This is a genomic window from Reyranella sp. (assembly GCF_965249915.1).
Taxonomy (GTDB): Bacteria; Pseudomonadota; Alphaproteobacteria; order Reyranellales; family Reyranellaceae; genus Reyranella.
In genome coordinates this window covers 4,300,579-4,317,427 of sequence record NZ_OZ252257.1, presented here as the reverse complement: position 1 = coordinate 4,317,427, position 16,849 = coordinate 4,300,579, and the positions used below count along the sequence as shown (strand labels likewise).

Annotated in this window: 16 protein-coding genes and 1 pseudogene; 8 read left to right on the top strand and 9 right to left on the bottom strand. The window is 67.0% G+C overall.

The genetic code is table 11. From position 1 onward, the window contains the following. The first annotated feature begins 2 nt into the window (after window positions 1-2). The 4 genes from deoA to ACP15H_RS21390 are packed head-to-tail and all read left to right on the top strand — an operon-like array spanning window position 3 to window position 3,923. Window positions 3-1,325 (top strand): thymidine phosphorylase, encoded by a 1,323-nt coding sequence (deoA, locus tag ACP15H_RS21405; protein WP_425069948.1) that lies wholly within the window; start codon window positions 3-5, stop codon window positions 1,323-1,325. Further along, the gene (locus ACP15H_RS21400; RefSeq protein ID WP_425068158.1) at window positions 1,322-2,113 is read left to right on the top strand and encodes a phytanoyl-CoA dioxygenase family protein; all 792 of its coding nucleotides are present in this window, start codon (window positions 1,322-1,324) and stop codon (window positions 2,111-2,113) included. Before deoA ends, ACP15H_RS21400 begins: the two co-directional genes overlap by 4 nt. Further along, complete coding sequence (gene add, locus ACP15H_RS21395; protein ID WP_425068157.1) at window positions 2,110-3,069, top strand: adenosine deaminase; 960 nt, start codon at window positions 2,110-2,112, stop codon at window positions 3,067-3,069. Before ACP15H_RS21400 ends, add begins: the two co-directional genes overlap by 4 nt. Continuing rightward, window positions 3,066-3,923 (top strand): 5'-nucleotidase, lipoprotein e(P4) family, encoded by an 858-nt coding sequence (locus ACP15H_RS21390; protein WP_425068156.1) that lies wholly within the window; start codon window positions 3,066-3,068, stop codon window positions 3,921-3,923. Before add ends, ACP15H_RS21390 begins: the two co-directional genes overlap by 4 nt. Here the strand turns inward: ACP15H_RS21390 and ACP15H_RS21385 are convergent. The 8 genes from ACP15H_RS21385 to ACP15H_RS21350 all read right to left on the bottom strand — a co-directional run bounded on the left by ACP15H_RS21385 (window position 3,914) and on the right by ACP15H_RS21350 (window position 12,450). Further along, window positions 3,914-5,218, bottom strand: coding sequence for an ABC transporter substrate-binding protein (locus tag ACP15H_RS21385; protein ID WP_425068155.1), 1,305 nt, complete (start codon window positions 5,216-5,218; stop codon window positions 3,914-3,916). The two genes, ACP15H_RS21390 and ACP15H_RS21385, sit on opposite strands and share 10 nt — an antisense overlap. 12 nt (window positions 5,219-5,230) lie before the next feature. After that, window positions 5,231-5,713: a Dps family protein gene (locus ACP15H_RS21380; protein ID WP_425068154.1), complete on the bottom strand. Its 483-nt coding sequence runs from the start codon at window positions 5,711-5,713 to the stop codon at window positions 5,231-5,233. 67 nt (window positions 5,714-5,780) lie between these two features. Continuing rightward, window positions 5,781-6,998 carry an adenylate/guanylate cyclase domain-containing protein gene (locus ACP15H_RS21375; RefSeq protein WP_425068153.1) on the bottom strand — a complete coding sequence of 406 codons (1,218 nt, stop codon included), beginning with the start codon at window positions 6,996-6,998 and terminating at the stop codon, window positions 5,781-5,783. Window positions 6,999-7,013: 15 nt separating this feature from the next. Then, entirely contained in the window at window positions 7,014-7,991 is a 978-nt protein-coding gene (locus ACP15H_RS21370; protein WP_425068152.1) for an ABC transporter ATP-binding protein, read from the bottom strand. Further along, window positions 7,984-8,961 (bottom strand): ABC transporter ATP-binding protein, encoded by a 978-nt coding sequence (locus ACP15H_RS21365; RefSeq protein ID WP_425068151.1) that lies wholly within the window; start codon window positions 8,959-8,961, stop codon window positions 7,984-7,986. The genes ACP15H_RS21370 and ACP15H_RS21365 overlap by 8 nt, the downstream gene beginning before the upstream one ends. A 10-nt stretch (window positions 8,962-8,971) precedes the next feature. Next, a complete protein-coding gene (locus tag ACP15H_RS21360) occupies window positions 8,972-9,826 on the bottom strand; it encodes an ABC transporter permease (RefSeq protein WP_425068150.1) in 855 nt (284 codons plus the stop codon). Next, a complete protein-coding gene (locus ACP15H_RS21355; protein ID WP_425068149.1) occupies window positions 9,823-10,758 on the bottom strand; it encodes an ABC transporter permease in 936 nt (311 codons plus the stop codon). Before ACP15H_RS21355 ends, ACP15H_RS21360 begins: the two co-directional genes overlap by 4 nt. A gap of 96 nt (window positions 10,759-10,854) precedes the next feature. Then, window positions 10,855-12,450, bottom strand: coding sequence for an ABC transporter substrate-binding protein (locus ACP15H_RS21350; protein WP_425068148.1), 1,596 nt, complete (start codon window positions 12,448-12,450; stop codon window positions 10,855-10,857). A gap of 126 nt (window positions 12,451-12,576) precedes the next feature. On the opposite strand from ACP15H_RS21350, the pseudogene ACP15H_RS21345 reads away from it, so the two are divergent. Beyond that, window positions 12,577-12,696, top strand: a pseudogene (locus ACP15H_RS21345) (hypothetical protein); the annotation flags it as partial. Window positions 12,697-12,735: 39 nt separating this feature from the next. Next, window positions 12,736-13,005, top strand: coding sequence for a CBS domain-containing protein (locus ACP15H_RS21340; protein ID WP_425068147.1), 270 nt, complete (start codon window positions 12,736-12,738; stop codon window positions 13,003-13,005). A 4-nt stretch (window positions 13,006-13,009) separates the two neighbouring features. Here the strand turns inward: ACP15H_RS21340 and ACP15H_RS21335 are convergent, their stop codons facing one another. Next, window positions 13,010-14,623 carry a gamma-glutamyltransferase family protein gene (locus ACP15H_RS21335; protein ID WP_425068146.1) on the bottom strand — a complete coding sequence of 538 codons (1,614 nt, stop codon included), beginning with the start codon at window positions 14,621-14,623 and terminating at the stop codon, window positions 13,010-13,012. A 27-nt stretch (window positions 14,624-14,650) separates the two neighbouring features. On the opposite strand from ACP15H_RS21335, the gene ACP15H_RS21330 reads away from it, so the two are divergent. Further along, window positions 14,651-15,685, top strand: coding sequence for a Bug family tripartite tricarboxylate transporter substrate binding protein (locus ACP15H_RS21330; RefSeq protein WP_425068145.1), 1,035 nt, complete (start codon window positions 14,651-14,653; stop codon window positions 15,683-15,685). A gap of 1 nt (window position 15,686) precedes the next feature. Beyond that, complete coding sequence (locus ACP15H_RS21325; protein WP_425068144.1) at window positions 15,687-16,775, top strand: LLM class flavin-dependent oxidoreductase; 1,089 nt, start codon at window positions 15,687-15,689, stop codon at window positions 16,773-16,775. The last annotated feature ends 74 nt before the right edge of the window (window positions 16,776-16,849 follow it).

The window sequence follows — 16,849 nt, the reverse complement described above, 5'->3', positions numbered from 1 at the left end:
GCATGCTGCCGCAGGAGATCATCCGCCGGAAGCGCGACGGGCATGAACTCTCCGACGAGGAGATCGCCTTCATCGTGCGCGGCATCCATGATGGCGGCCTGAGCGAGGGCCAGGTGGCGGCCTTCGCGATGACCGTGTTCTTCCGCGGCATGACCGTGCCGGAGCGGGTCGCGCTCACGCTCGGGCTCGCGCGCTCGGGCATCATGCTCGACTGGCGCGACCTCGACCTGCCGGGCCCGGTGCTCGACAAGCATTCGAGCGGCGGCGTCGGCGACAAGGTGAGTCTGATGCTGGCGCCGATCGTGGCTGCCTGCGGTGGCTTCGTGCCGATGATCTCCGGTCGCGGCCTCGGCCATACCGGCGGTACGCTCGACAAGCTCTCCGCCATCTCGGGCTACGAGACCCAGCCCGACATCGCCACGTTCCGCAAGGTCGTGCGCGAGGTGGGTTGCGCGGTGATCGGCCAGACCGACGACCTGGCGCCCGCCGACCGGCGCCTCTATGCGACGCGCGACGTCACCGGCAGCGTCGAATCGATCCCGCTGCTGGTGAGCTCGATCCTCAGCAAGAAGGTCGCCGAGGGGCTGCACGGGCTGGTGATGGACGTGAAGTGCGGCTCCGGTGCCTTCTGCGATACCGAGGAGATGGCGCGCGACCTGGCCCGAAGCCTGGTCGATGTCGCCAACCGGGCCGGCTTGCCGACGGTGGCGTTGATCACAGATATGGACCGCGTGCTGGGGCGCGAGGTCGGCAACGCGCTCGAAGTCGCGGAGACCGTCGCGTATCTCACCGGCAGCGACGCGCGCGAGCCGCGTCTGCATGAGGTCACGATGGCGCTGGCGGGCGAGATGCTGGTGCTGGGCAAACTGGCTGTGGATGTCGGAGAGGGGCGGACCAAAGCCGAGGCCGTCCTGGCCGATGGCCGCGCCGCGGAGACTTTCGCCCGCATGGTTTCGGCGCTGGGCGGTCCCGGCGATTTCCTCGAACACAGCGCCCGCTATCTCGGCCATGCGCCGGTGGTGAAAGCCTGTACGGCCGAGCGATCCGGCCATGTCGCGCGCATGAATGCCCGCGAGGTCGGCATCGCCGTCGTCGAACTGGGCGGCGGGCGCCGTCACGCCGACGATGCCATCGATACAACGGTCGGTCTGACCGGGTTCGTCGATGTCGGATGCCAGATCCGCAGCGGCGAGCCGCTGTGCCTCGTGCATGCCGCCAGCGAGGCCGAGGCCGACGAGGCGATTGCCCTGATCCGCCGCGCCGTCCGCATCGAAGAGGAGGTGCCGCCCGAGAGGCCCGCGATCCTCGAACGGGTCGCGCTGTGATCGACCTCGACGCTTACGCGCGCGATGGATTTGCAGTCCTGCCGGATTTCGTGACGGGTGCCGACTGCGAGGCGCTGAAGGCGCGGGCCGCCGAACTCGTCGCCGGGTTCGATCCGGGTACGGCGCCCACGATTTTTTCGACCGTCGATCAGGCCCATGCGCGCGACTTCTATTTCCGCGAGTCCGGCGGCGACATCCGTTTCTTCGTCGAGGCGGAAGCACCCGGCCAACTGAACAAGATCGGTCACGCGCTGCACGATCTCGATCCGGTGTTCGACCGCTTCTCGCGACAGCCGCGGCTGGCGGCGCTCGCCGGATCTCTCGGCCTTGAAGAGCCACTGCTGCTGCAGTCGATGTATCTGTTCAAGCAACCTCATGTCGGTGGCGAAGTGGGCTGGCATCAGGACGCGACGTTCCTGCGCACCGAACCGCCCAGTGTCACCGGCTTCTGGATCGCGCTCGACGATGCCGACCGCGACAATGGCTGCCTGATCGCCTTGCCGGGTGCCCATCGTGGGCCCTTGCGGCAGTGGTTCGGTTATCGGGACGGGGACCTCGTCACCCGGACGATCGACGCCACGCCGTGGCCGGCCGTCGAGCCGGTGGCGCTGGAAGTCCGGCGCGGTACCCTGATCGTCCTGCATGGCCTGCTGCCGCATGCCAGCGCGGCCAACCGTTCGTCGCGGCCGCGGCAGGCCTACAGCTTGCACCTGATCGACGGCCGGGCCGATTATCCGGCAGACAACTGGCTGCACCGCCCCGACCTGCCGCTCCGAGGATTTGCGTGATACCCAAGGCCGAAATCCACTGCCATCTCGAAGGCTCGATCCCGCCGTCGCTCGCCCTCGAACTGGCCAGGCGCAACGGCCTGGTGCTGCCGCCGAACCTGCTCGACGCCAAAGGCCACTACGCCTGGACGAACTTCTGGAGCTTCCTCGACGCCTACGACCGCGTCTGCACGGCGCTCAAGAAGCCCCGCGATTTCCGCGACGTCATCTACACCTACCTCGCCGGCGCGGCGCGCGAAGGCGCGGTCTATGTCGAGATGTTCTGTTCGCCCGAACGGCCGGCCGCGCTCGGCATCTCCTACACCCAGTGGCTCGAGGCGCTGGCGCAGGGCATCGACGATGCCCGTCGGGAATTTGGCATCGAGGGCCGCATCATCATCATCTGCATCCGCCATCTCGGGCCGGAGCGGGCCGAGGCGATGGTCCGCGCCATGCTGGTCGAGCCGCATCCCTATGTCGTGGGTTTCGGGATGGGCGGCGACGAAGCCAAGTTCGCGCCGGTCGATTTCGCGCCGGCCTACCGCCTGGCGCACGAGAACGGCTATGGCTGCACCGTCCATGCCGGCGAGGTCGTGGGGCCGGAGAGCGTGTGGGCCGCGATCCGCGACCTGCCGGTGACGCGCATCGGCCATGGCGTGCGCTCGGCCGACGATCCGGCCTTGATGGAGGAGCTGGTGCGGCGCGGGATCGTGCTCGAGGTCTGTCCGGGCAGCAACGTGGCGCTGGGTCTCTATCCCGATCGGGCCTCGCATCCGCTGCACCGGTTGATCGATGCCGGCGTGAGGGTCACGCTGAACTCGGACGATCCGCCTTTCTTTCACACGACGCTCGGCACCGAATACGACCTCGCGGGTCTCGACGAAGAGCATTTGCGGCAGATTGCCCGCACGACCATCGAAGCGTCGTTCGCCGACCCGGCGACGAAGAAGCTGCTGCTGGAAAGGATATCGGGATGAGGACGCGCCCCGGTCTGCTCGCCGTCGTTCTTCTGGCGCTGCTGGCGGGCGGAGGAGTCCGCGCCCAGGAAACGCCGCCGGCCAACGACCTGCTGCTGGCGACGCTGTGGACGCAGCGCGCCGTCGAATACAGGGCCAACGCGCTCACGGTGTACGCGCTGGCGCGCATCCGCCTCGACGAGGCGCTGGCCGACAGGAACTGGACGGCCGCGCCGGCCGAGCAGAAGGGCGACTTCCAGAGCCTGCCGCCGGCCGTCGTGCTCGATGTCGATGAGACCCTGCTCGACAATTCGAAATACCAGGTCTGGATGATGCGGACGAACCAGAGTTTCAGCACCAAGAGCTGGAACCAGTTCTGCGCCGCCCAGATTTCCGCGGCGATTCCGGGCGCCGTCGAGTTCACGAAGTACGCCGACTCGAAGGGCGTGAAGGTCTTCTATGTCACCAACCGCGGCGTCGAGACCGAGAAGGATACGCGCGAGAACATGGCCAAGCTCGGCTTTCCCCTGGGCGGCAATGTCGACACGTTCCTGATGCAGGGCGAGAAGCCCGACTGGACCGGCGCCAAGAGCACGCGCCGCGCGGTGATCGCCAGGGACTATCGCATCCTGCTGAACATGGGCGACAATCTAGGCGATTTCGACGACCGCTACCGCAGCAGCGAGGCCGAGCGGGTGAAAGCCTTCGAGGCCGGCATGCCCTACTGGGGCAAGCAATGGCTGATGCTGCCCAATCCGACCTATGGCTCGTTCGACACGGCGCCGTACGGTCACGATTTCAAGAAGCCGCGCGACGAGCAGCGCAAGGCGAAGTGGGATGTGCTGGAGTCGTGGTCGGGGCCGGCTCAGCCGTAGATCTTCTTCAGCCTGTCTTCGGCCCCTTTGACGGCCTGCTCGGCCGGCATGCCCTGAACCGCTTTGGAATACATGTCGGAGATGACGTATTTCGACAGCGCTTCCGCCGCCTTCGCGTCCGGAGGACCGGCGCGGCCCGGCGCCTGGCCCAGCTTCGCGGCGGCCTTGAAGGGGGTCATCACGGGATCGTCGGTCCAGGCCGCGTGGCCTTCCCACGTCTCGGTGCAGGGGGTCGAGAAGCCCTTCTGCGAGACGAACCACCTCTCGAAGTTCTTCTCGGCGTGGATCCACTTCAGGAAGTCCTTCGCGGCCTCCTGGTTCTTGGAATACTTCATCAGCATGTTCGACTGCAGCAGGTGCATGCCGAACCGTCCGGCCGGACCCGCCGGCAGCGGCGCGTGCAGGATGTCCCGGTTCATCGGCGTGCCGTCGGCCGTCCGGTAGCGCTCGGGCCGGCGCAACGTCTCGATGTAGATCGAGGCGCCGTTGAGCGTCGCCGAAATGGACTGGGACAGGAAGGCGCGGTTGTTGCCGGTATCGTCCCAGGCGAGGCCGCGCTCGTCGCAGGCGTCCTTCCAGAAGCCCTGCATGAACTTCACTGACTCGAGCGTCGCCGACGAGTTGAGCACCACCTTGCCGGCGGTATCGACCTCCATGCCGCCCCAGGACCACAGGTAGGGGTAAGTGAAGCTGGGCGAGTCGCCGAGCGTATGGCCCAGCGTCTGTCCGATCGGGCGTCCCCTGGCCTTGAGCTTCCGCGCGACGTCGCGATAGTCCGCCCAGGTCCCGGGGAAGGAGGTCGCGCCAACCTCCTCGAACCACGACCGGCGATAGGCGATCATGTTGCCGATGACCGCCCACGGCATGGCCATGAACCGGCCGCCGGTGCTGCACATCGTCCGGGCATAGGCGTAGAGGCCGCCCTCCGCCTGCGCCACGGAGTGGGCGAGGTCGGTGAGATCGACCGCGCCGCCGGCATAGAGATAGGTCTGTTCGTTGAACGCCATGACCAGGTCGGGGCCGGCGCCGGATCTGATCGCGGCGCTGACACGCGGCTGCAGGTCGTTGCCGTTGGCCGTCTCGAGGACGATCCGGATGCCCAGCGCCCGCTCGGCTTCGGGCAACAGCTCACCGCGCAGCAGCGCGTCGGACGCGGGGACGAAGTCGACCCACTTCAGCCAGTGGACGGTCCGCTGCTGCGCCAGCGCGGGCGTACGGCCGGTCGCCAGGATGGCGGCCATCGACGCGCCGCCGCCGGCAAGCCTCAGCAGGCTACGGCGTCTGGTTCCGGCCATGGTTGGTGACGGCTATTCCAGCAGCGAACGCAGCATCCAGGCCGACTGTTCGTGAACCGTCAGGCGCTGGGTCAGCAGATCGGCCGTCGGCTCGTCGCCCGCCTTGTCGGCTACCGGGAAGATTCCGCGCGCGGTGCGCGCCACGGCTTCGTGGCCGGTAACCAGGATGCTCACCATCTCCAGCGCCTTCGGCGGCTTGGCCGGCGCGTCGGCGAGCGAGCTCAGCTTGCCGAACTGGCCGTAGGAGCCGGGGGCGGGATAGCCCAGCGAGCGGATGCGCTCGGCGATCGGATCGACCGCGTTCCAGAGCTCGGTGTACTGGGTCATGAACATCGTATGGAGCGACGTGAACATCGGTCCCGTGACGTTCCAGTGGAAATTGTGGGTCGTGAGATAGAGCGTGTAGGTATCGGCCAGCAGATGGCTCAGACCGTCGGCGATCTTCTTGCGGTCCGCTTCCTTGATGCCGATCGAGATGGCGGGTGTCTTGGCCATGGGCTGCTCCTCTTAAGTCAGGCCGTGAACCTAGCAGCGTCCGCGTCGTCGGCAACCATAGCGGAAATCAGAGAAGCTCGGGGTCGATGGTGAACAGGTCCTGCGCCTTGCCGACGCCGCGCAGGGCGAAGCGGCCGACCGAGACCAGGCGGGCGCGTTCGTCCGCGGGGAGAGCGTCGGCGAAGGTCGAGGAGACGAGGACGGGCCGGTCGACCGAGCGGCACATCGAGGCGATGCGGCTGGTCTCGTTGACCGCCGGTCCGACCACCGTGAAGTCGAGGCGGTCGAAACTGCCGATGTTGCCGTAAAAAACTTCGCCGATATGCAGGCCGATATAGGCCGTGGTGACCGGCTGCTCCGCGGCGAGGCGGCGTTCGTTCAGCTCCTTCATGCGGGCCCGCAGATTCTCCTCGGCCCGCAGTGCGCAGCGGCAGGCTTCGGCTGGATCGTCGGCGCGGAAGACCGCCAGCGTGCCGTCGCCGATCAGCTTCAGCACGTCGCCGCCCGCCTCGTGGATCGAGTTGATCACCGCCTCGGCATAGTCGTTCAGGAGCGGGATGATCTCGCTGGGCTTGGCCGTGTCGGTGATGGCGGTGTAGCTGCGCAGGTCGGAGAACCACAGCGCCGCCTCGACCCGGTCGGCGACGCCGCGCTGGATGCTGCCCTCCAGCACGCGCCGGCCGGCATCGCGTCCGAGATAGACCTGCACCAGCGTATCGGCGATGCGCGCCAGGGCGGCGCTCTTGATGGCGAGCGCCAGCGCCGGCACCAGGCGGCGCAACGCGACGACATTGGCGTCGCTGAAGCCCTCGGAATGGCGCGTCGACCAGGCCGAATAGACGCCGTCCATGTCGCCAATCTTTGTGTCGCCGGCAAAGCGGTGGATGAAGACGATGTAGTCTGTATGCCCGAGGTCCTTCATCTCCTGGATGATGCTGAAGTCCGGCGCCTCGCCGAAGCCGATGCGGCGGCGCAGCTCCTCCTCGCCGGTCTGCAGCAGATGGAAGAACGGGCTGCGTTGCCAGGATTCGGCGGCGGGGCCGCCCTGATCGGTGCGGGCATAGTCCGTGGCCGCCTCTTCCTCGACGGAATCGTCGCGCCAGCGGTAGATGCGGCCTTCATGGACGGGATGCAGCGTGTCGATGAAGGACAGCGCGCGCGAGACCATGAGGCCGGCCTCCCGGCACTTCTCACAGAACTCGCGCAGGAGCTGACCCTCGTCCAGGCCGTCGAGGCCACGGCGAACGATCCAGTCGAGCAGGATATCGGTATCGAGGAGGGTCATGAGGCAATTGCCCCATCAACCCACGCGATCGCGGAAATGACAAGCCGCGCGATGGCCGGGCGAGACCTCGCCGAACGCCGGATACTCGGCCGTGCAGATATCGGCCTTGAGCGGGCAGCGCGGATTGAAATGGCAGCCCGGGGGTGGATTGAGCGCGCTGGCGATCTCGCCGCGTGCCTTGGCGTCGGCGCTGATCGCGGCCCGGTGGAACGGGTCGGGGATCGCGGCGATCAGGGCGCGCGTATAGGGGTGGCGCGGATTCTCGAAGATCTCCTGCCAGCCGCCCTGCTCGACAATGCGGCCGAGATACATCACCGCCACGCGGTCGCTCACATGCTCGACCACGCCGAGATCGTGGCTGATCATGATGTAGGACAGGCCCATCTCATCCTTGAGTTCGAGCAGGAGATTGATGATCTGGGCGCGGATCGAGACGTCGAGCGCCGACACCGGCTCGTCGCACAGCACCAGCTTGGGCTTGAGGATCAGGGCGCGGGCGATGCCGATCCTCTGGCGCTGGCCGCCCGAGAATTCATGCGGATACCGGTCGGCCTGCTCGGGCCGCAGGCCGACCTTGGCCATCATTTCGATGACGCGCGCCTCGACCTCGGCCTTGTCGGTGATGCCGTGCAGGCGCAGCGGATCGGCGAGCGTGCGGCGCACCGTCTGTCGCGGATTGAGCGAGGCGTAGGGGTCCTGGAAGACCATCTGGACCGTGCGCGCCATCTTCATGCGGTCGGGCGGCGTGGCGCCGGAAATCTGCTGGCCATCGACGTTCATCGTGCCGCGGGTCGGCGGCAGCAGGCCCATGATGGCGAGCGCGAGGGTGGACTTGCCGCAGCCGGATTCGCCCACCAGGCCCAGGCACTCGCCGGGCTTCACGTCGAGCGTGACGCCGTCGACCGCCTTCAGGGTCTTGATGCCGCCGGCCAGCGCGTTGCCGACCTTGAAGTGGACCGCCAGGTCGTCGAGCGAAAGCAGGGACTCAGCCATGGTGATGGCACCTTACGAGGCCGTCGGCCGGCAGCGGCGTGGCCTCGGGCACGATCGTGCGGCAGACATCGGTGACGGCGGGACAGCGCGGATTGAACCGGCAGCCGGCCGGATAGTTGGCGATCGAGGGCACGACGCCCGAGATCTCGCGCAGCTTCTGGCGACCGCGACGGGCGCGTTCGCCGAGCCGCGGCAGCGAATCGATCAGGCCCTGCGTATAGGGATGGGTCGGCGTGGCGAAGATGGCGTCGGCCACCTGGCTCTCGACGATGCGGCCGGCATACATCACCGCGACCCGCTTGCACATGTTGGCGACCAGACCGAGATCGTGGCTGATCATCAGCACGGCCGTGCCCTTGGCGGCGCAAAGTTCCGCCATCAGGTCGATGATCTCGGCCTGCACCGTGACGTCGAGCGCCGTGGTCGGCTCGTCGGCGACCAGCAGGTCGGGCCCGCAGGCCAGCGCGATGGCGATCATCACCCGCTGGCGCATGCCGCCCGAGAGCTGGTGCGGATAGTCCTTGATGCGTCGCTCGGGCGACGGCACGCGGACCTGGCGCAGCGCGTCCTCGGCGCGGTCCATGGCCTCGTTCCAGCTGGCGCCCTGGTGCAGCACGAACATCTCGGCAATCTGCCGGCCGACCGGCGACAGCGGATTGAGCGCCGTCATCGGCTCCTGGAAGATCATGGCGATGCGCTTGCCGCGCAGGCGGCGCATCTCGGCGGCGGAGACGTTCTGGATCTCCGTTCCGTCGAGGATGATCTTGCCGCCGGCCAGCGACAGCGGCCGGCGCAGCAGGCCCATCACCGACAGCGCGGTGATGCTCTTGCCGCAGCCCGATTCGCCCACCAGCCCGAAGGCTTCGCCGCGGCCGATCTCGAACGAGACGTTCTCGACGGCATCGTAGGTGACGCCGTCGCCGGCCAGCGCGATGCGCAGGTTCTCGACCTTGAGAAGGGGCGTCGTCATGCGCGGGCCCTCATCCGCGCCGTGTCGTCGACTGCGGGTCGAGATAGTCGCGCAGGCCGTCGCCCAGCAGGTTGAGGCCGAGCACGGTGAAGAAGATGGCGAGGCCGGGGAACACCGACAGCCAGGGCGCTGTGGTGATCTGGTCGCGCGCCTCCGACAGCATGCTGCCCCAGCTGGGGAAGGGCGGGCGGATGCCGAGGCCGAGGAACGACAGGGCCGCTTCGGCCAGGATGGCGCCGCCCATGCCCAGGGTCGCGATCACGATCAGCGGCCCCAGGATGTTGGGCAGGATCTGGGTGAACATGATGCGCAGGTCGCCATAGCCCAGGATGCGCGCCGCCTGGATGTAGCCCTGGCTTTTCAGCGACAGGACCTGAGCGCGGGCGATGCGACAGGAATAGGACCAGCTGGTGAGGCCGAGCGCGATCACGAGGCTGACGAGGCCGGGGCCGAGGATCGCCATGATGGCCAGTGCGAAGACCAGCGACGGGATCGCCAGCATCAGGTTGGTGAGGCCGCTCACCAGATCGTCCCACCAGCCGCCCCAGTAGCCGGCGGTGAGCCCGAGGGTGACGCCGATCAGGCTGTTGCAGATCTGGCTGATGATGCCGACGCTCAGCGACACGCGGGCGCCCCAGACGATGCGCGAGTAGATGTCACGGCCCTGCGCATCGGTGCCGAAGGGAAACTCCCAGCAGGGCGGGATCTCGGCGTTCATCAGGTTGGCGTCGAGCACCGGATCGGTCAGCGCGATCCACGGCGCCAGGAGTGCGGAGGAGATGGCGATGGCGACCAGGCCGCCGCCCACCCACAGGGAAGCGCCGCCCTTCAGGCGCAACCGGGGAAGCTTGAGGGCAATGCTCATCGGTACCGGATCCGGGGGTCGATCACGACATAGGCGATGTCGACCAGTGTGTTGATGACGAGGAAGAACAGCACGATCATCAGGATGCAGCCCTGGACCGTCGGCATGTCGCGCTGGAACACCGAGTCGACCATGAGCGAGCCGACGCCCGGCCAGGCGAACAGCTTCTCGACGACGACCGCCTGGCCCATCAGCGAGCCGAACTGCAGGCCGACGATGGTGATGACGAGGACCAGCGCGTTGCGCAGCACATGCCATTCGACGACGCGGCGCTCGCTCATGCCCTTGCTGCGTGCGGTGCGGACGAAATCGGCGTTGAGCACGTCGAGCACCGCGGCGCGCGTGGTGCGGGCGAGCAGGGCCATCGGCCCGACCCCCAGCGCGATCGCCGGCAGGATGAGGTTGCGCAGGCCGCCATCGCCGTAGCCGAAGCTCGGCAGCCACTGGAGCTTGAGCGCGAACAGATACATCAGCATCAGGCCGAACCAGAACTGGCTGAGCGAGAGGCCGGATATGGCGCCGACCATGGCGGCGGTATCGACCAGGCTGCCGGGCTTGAGCGCCGCCAGGAAACCCAGCGTGACGCCGACCAGGATGGCGAAGGTCATCGCCGCGAGGACCAGTTTCAGCGAGGGCCAGATGCGTCCGGCCAGCATCTTGGTCACGGGTTCGCGGGTTCGGAACGAGGTGCCGAGGTCGCCAACCGCGGTCGCGGCCACATACTTGGCGAAGCGTTCGATCAGCGGATCGTCGAGCCCCATCTCCTTGCGCATGCGCTCCATGACCGCGGGGTCGATGGTGGAGCGGCCGTCCTCGTTCATGCCCGAGATGAAGCTGCCCGGCAGGACGGAGAAGAGCAGGAAGACGAGCGCCACGACGGCGAGCATCGTCGGGATGATGTTGGCGAGGCGGCGGCCAAGGACGAGGAGCATTGCGAGGATTCTAAAGGTCCCTCGCTCGTGCCCGGCATGACAAAGAGGCTGTCATCCCGAGCGCCGCGAGGGACCCTTAACTTTCTGTGTCGCCGGTTACTTGGCCGGGGAGCTGGCGTCGACCCAGATGTTCTCCGGGTACTGATGCGTGATCTCGGTCGGGTTGGGCTGCAGACCGTGGACCCACGGCTGGAAGGCCAGGACCGCCTTGTTGTAGTTGAAGAACCAGACCGGCGCCTCGTCGTAGAGCAGGTTGTTGGCCTTCTTCAGGATCTCGTCGCGCTTGGCCATGTCGCCTTCCTGGGCGGCATCGTCGAGCAGCTTGTCGAAATCGGCGTTGTTGAAGCCGGTATAATTGCAGGCCGTGCGGGGCGTCTTGGAGTAGTAGCAGCGCAGGGTCGCGAGCGAGTCGGGCCCGGTCAGGCTGGACGCGATCAGCGACTGGTGGTCGCCCTTCATCAGGATCTCGGTCAGCACCGTGACCTCGACCAGCTTGGGCTTGGCCTTGATGCCGACCTTCGCCAGCATCGGGATCACCGCCTCGACGATAGGCAGGCCCCAGCTCTCGTTCTGGCTGGTCGTCCATTCGAACTCGAAGCCGTTGGGGTAGCCCGCCTCGGCAAGGAGCTTCTTGGCCTTTTCCGGATCGTAGGGGTAGGGCTTCACGGTCTTGTCGAAGGCCGCCGACGAGGGCGGCAGCCAGCTGGTGGCGCGATAGGCCTTGTCCTTGACCAGGCGCGAGATGATCAGGTTGGAATCGATCGCGTAGTTGATCGCCTGGCGCACCCGCTTGTCCTGGAACGGCTTGATCGAGTTCAGGTTCATGTGCATCGAGCGCGTGAACATCTCGGCCACTTCGAGGATGCCCTTGGAGAGCTGCGGATCGGCGCGATAGGCGACGTACTGAGCCGGTCCCAGGATCGAGGTGTCGATCTCCTTGTTGCGGAAGGCGACGTCGCGGGCCGCGGCCTCGGCCATGATCAGCACTTCGAGCTTGTCGAGGTAGGGCTGGCCCGTCTTGTAGAACTTGTCGAAGCGGTCCATCGAGACGCGCGAGCCCGGGATGTGTTCCTTGAACTTGAACGGGCCGAGACCGACCGGATTGGAGGCATAGTTGCCCTTCTCGACCTCCTCCTTGGGCAGGATCGCGGTCGAGCCGCCGAAGAAGTAGTAGCCGGGGTCGACACGGTCGGTGATCGTCATCTCGAGCGTGTAGTCGTCGATCTTCTTCAGGCCGGAGATTTCCTTGGCGGTGCCCTTCTCGACATCGACCGCGCCCTTGATCAGGCGGACATAGCGGGCGCCGGGATAGCCCTTGCTGCCGTCCATGATGCGGGTGAAGGAAAAGATCACGTCGTCGGCCGTCATCTTGCGGCCGTTATGGAAGAAGGTGTCGTCACGCAGCTTGTAGGTGTAGGTGAGGCCGTCGGCCGATACGGAGACCGACTTGGCGAGCTCCAGCGACAGCTTGTTGGCGGCGGTGTCCCAGTTGTAAAGCGAGCGCTGCAGGGCCTTGCCGACGATGTCGTCCTGGGCGCGCGGCGTCACGTGCGGGTCGAGGCTGCCGAAGCTCGCGGCGTAGGGCGCGGTCATCCGAAGCGTGCCGCCCTTGCGCGGCGTCTCCTGCGCGTTCGCCGTGCCGGCGCCGATGACGGCGATCGCAGCGACCGCGAGCCATGCCAGTTTACGCATCAACCATCCCCCTCGTGAACATTCTCGTTGGACCGCATTCCATCTTGCCTTGCCGCTCCGTGCAAGAGGAATGCCTAAGCCGGCCGCAACCATGTCGAGAGAGTCGCATTACCCGCGCATGCTGGTATCCGAGATCATGACCCGCGAGGTCGAGACGATCGCGCCCGACGCCTCCCTCCAGGCGGCCGCCGAGGCCATGGAGGCGATGGTGTCGGTTCGCTACCTGTCTGTGATGGGAAACGCCTGGTCGGGACGATTACCGACCGCGACATCGTCGTACGGGCGGTGGCGGCCGGCTGGTCGCCGGTCGACGCGCTGGTCAAGGACTGCATGACCGAGGATGTGGCCTATGCCTACTGCGACGAGGCGACCGAAGAGGTCCTCGAACGCATGAAAGTGCTGCAGATCCGGCGTCTCGTCGTTCTCGACCGGGACAAGAACCTGGCCGGGATCGTGGCCCTGGGCGACATCGCCACCGAGCCGGATGCCGCCGCGGAGGCTCGAGTCGGCGCCGCCATGGCCGAGATTTCCGAGCCGTCGCGGCCGCTGAAGTAGGCCTCTACGCCGGGACGCAGTAGCCGTCGCGGCGGGGATCGCAGCCGCCGGTGAAGATGCCGGTTTCGGGATCGACCGCGACGCCCTGCATGCCGCCCACGCTCCAGGTCCATTCCGGACCGGTCGTGACGTTATGGCCGAGCTTGCGCAGGTCCGCATGAACCTCCGGCGACAGGCGCGATTCCAGCAGCACGGCGGCGCCATCGGTGAGGCGGCCGCGGGGCGCCTCGATCGCCTGCTGCAGCGGGAGGCCGAAATCGACGTGCTGGACCATGGCCTGCGGCTGGGTCTGCAGGATGCCGTAGCTGCCCGGTGTGCCCAGCGCGAGGATCGGAGCGCCGTCCTTCGTCGAGATCGAGGGCGCCATGCACATCGGGAGCTGCTCGCCCGGCTTCACGCGGTTGGGGCTCTGCGGGTTCACGTCGGCCCAGTAGAGGAAGTTGTTGAGGCAGAGGCCGGTGCCGGGCACCACGACGCCGGACCCGAACACGCTGCCCAGGCTCTGCGTCAGGCAGATCAGGTTGCCGTCCCGGTCGGCGATCGAGAACGACGTGGTGTGGCTCTCGTCGGTCGGCGAGACCGGTTCGTGCGGCGGCGTCCACTGCTCGGTCGGGCCGATCACCGGTTTGCCGTCGCGCACGCGGGCGCGCAGCGACTCGACATGGGCGTCCGACAGGATCTCGGCCAGCTTTTGCGGCGACGGCACGCCGGCGGCAATGCGGACGCCGGCAGCGAGGCGGACGGCGCGCAGCACGGTGTCGACATGCTCCGTCGAATTGCGCTTCATTGCGGCCAGGTCGAAGCCTTCCAGGATGCGCAGGGTCAGCAGGAACTGGAAACCCTCGCAGGGCGGCGGCGGCACGTGGACGGTACGGCCGCGATAGGTGACGGAGACCGGGTCCCGCCAGGTCGCCTTGGCGGCCAGCAGGTCGTCCATCACCATGCAGCCGCCCAACTCGGTCAGCCGGTCGAGGATCTTTTGGCCCAACGCGCCGCCGTAGAGCAGGCCGGGGCCTTCAGTCGCCAGCGCCTCGAGCGTCCGGGCGAGATCGGGCTGCTTCAGCACGAAGCCCGGCTTCACGGTTCCGGCGCCGCCGGTATAGACGCGCGACCATTCCGGATGCAGCGCCTTGTGGCCTGCGAGGTCGCCCGCAATGGCCTGCATTTCCTCGAGGTTGAATTCGATCAACTGGAAGCCGTCGCGCGCGAGGGCGATCGCCGGTGCGAAGAGCTCCGGCAGCTTCTTCTTGCCATGGCTGCTGTTCAGCTCGCACCAGCCAGCGAGATTGCCCGGCGCTCCGACCGCCAGCGCACCCCGTTGGAGCTGCGAGCGGTTGTTGAGCTTGTCGATGGGGAAGTTCTTCGAGATCGGTCCCACGAAGTCGAGCGTGCGGACGCGCTTCTCAGCGGCAATGTAGCAGGTCGCGACGCCGCGGCCGGCGAGCCCGGACATATAGGGTTCGACGACGTTCAGCGCGGCTGCCGTCGCAACCGCCGCATCGAAGGCGTTGCCGCCGTTCGACAGGATGCGCGCGCCGGCCGCCGCCGCCAGCGGATGAGCCGCCGCCACCATGCCGTGCCGCGATGCGATTGTCGGACGCCTGCCGTGTTGCAGCATGAGATCTCCCTTTGAAGCCGGCGGATCGTGCCGCCTCTTTCGCGCTTCGACCAGCGGCAATTGCGCATCGGTGCTGCCGCCAGCATAAAGGTCGGCATGACAATCGGCCGGCGCAAAGCCCTCACGATCCTCGCCGCAGCATCCGCCGCTGCATCTCCTGCACGCGCTCAATCATGGCCCACGAAGCCGCTCACCATCGTGGTGCCCTATGCGGCGGGAAGCGCCACCGACACGTTGGCGCGTCTCATGGCGGAGCAACTCGCACCGCGCCTCGGCCAGCCGGTGATCGTCGACAACAAAGGCGGCGGCAACGGGTCGATCGCCGCCAACTACGTGGCCAAGTCCGCGCCCGATGGCTACACGCTGATGATCGCCACGGCCGCCACCCATGCCGGCAATCCCAACCTGATGAAGTCGGTGCCCTACGATTCGCTGGTCGATTTCGCGCCGGCGGGCTTCTACGGCTTCATCCAGTTCGTCCTACTGGTGCGCGCCGATGTCGGCATGGACACGCTTGCCGACTTCATCAAGCGCGCCAAGGCAAAGCCGGCGCTGACGTCCGGTGCCGGTACGCCGTCGGCCCGTGTGATCACGGCGACCCTGGCGGAGCGCATCGGCACGGAGATCACCTACGTGCCCTACAAGTCCGCGCCGCAGGCGCTTGCAGACCTGCTGTCCGGCCAGATCGACATGACCTTCGCCGACGTGGCCATCGCCGTGCCGCAGGTGAAGGCGGGCAAGGTGAGGGCGCTGGTGATGGCTTCGGACTCGCGCTCGCCCCTGCTGCCCGAGGTGCCGACCTTCCAGCAAGCGGGGCTCGGCCAGTTCGCGCTCGACGCCTGGTTCGTGATCATGGCGCCGTCGAAGACGCCGCCCGAGATCGTGGCGCGGATCGACAAGGCGGTGCAGGAGATCGTGACCGATCCCGAGGTGATCAAGCGCCTGCGCGGCATCTCGTTCGAGCCGCAGCGCAAGGCACCGGAGGACGTCCGCCCCTTCATCGCGTCGGAAATCGAGAAATGGGGCCGGCTCTCCAAGGCCGCCGGCATCGAGAAGGAATGAAATGATGGAGAAGAAGCGCCTCGAATTCGGCTGGTTCCTGCCCACCGCCGGCGACACCACCGCCTATGGACTGCCGAGCGCGCAGGTGCCGCCGTCGCTCGAACTGTTCGACAAGATCGTTGGTGCTGCCGAGGCGGCGGGCTTCGAATACATGCTGGTGCCGGTCCAGACCGCCTGCTGGGAGGCCTGGATCTCCAGCGCCATGATGATGGCGCGTTCCAAGACGATGCGCATGCTGGTGGCGGCGCGGCCGAGCTACATCAATCCCGTGCTGCTCGCGAAGATGATCACCGCCTTCGACCAGCTCTCGGGCGGGCGCATCTGCATCAACCTGATCGCCGGCCAGAGCGAGGCCGAGAATGCCTCCGAAGGCATCAAGTGGGGCAAGGAAGAGCGCTACGAGATCATGGACGAGGAAGTCTCGATCCTTAAGGCGCTGTGGACCACGAAGGGTCCGGTGAACTTCGACGGCAAGTTCTATCAGCTGAAGGGCGCGCAGATCCGGCCCTATCCGTTGCAGCAGCCGCACCCGCGCTTCTATCTGGGCGGTGGCTCGAAGCAGGCCTGGGAGATTTCCGCCAAGCACTCCGACGTGCATCTCTTCTGGGGCGACACCTACGAGCGTATCCGCGCCAACATGGAAGAGATCAAGTCGATGGCGGCGCGCCACGGCCGCGAGAAGGAGATCGGCTTCGGCATGCGCCTGCAGGTCGTCTGCCGCCAGACCGAGAAGGAAGCCTGGGACTTCGCCCATGGACTGGTCGAACATGCGAGCGAGGCGCAGAAGGCCTTCGTGAAGGAACGCTTCGCCACCTCGGAGGCCAACCGCCGCGTGCGCGAGCTGGCGGCGATCGGCGAGACCATCGAGCCGCATCTGTGGACCGGCATCACCCAGGTCCGCCCCGGCGCCGGCATCGCCATCGTGGGCGATCCCGAGCAGTGCGCCGACACGTTGCAGAAGTTCATCGACCTCGGCTGCCATTCCTTCTGCCTGTCGGGCTATCTGCACGACGAGGAGGCGGAGCGCTTCGGCAAATGGATCATGCCGATCCTGCGCCAGCGTAACCCGGGGCGCATGCTGGCGGCTTAGTCGCCGCTGGGTGCACGGATACGAGCAAGGATCCCTCACTGCGTTCAGGATGACACTATTGCTGGGGGTCGGCG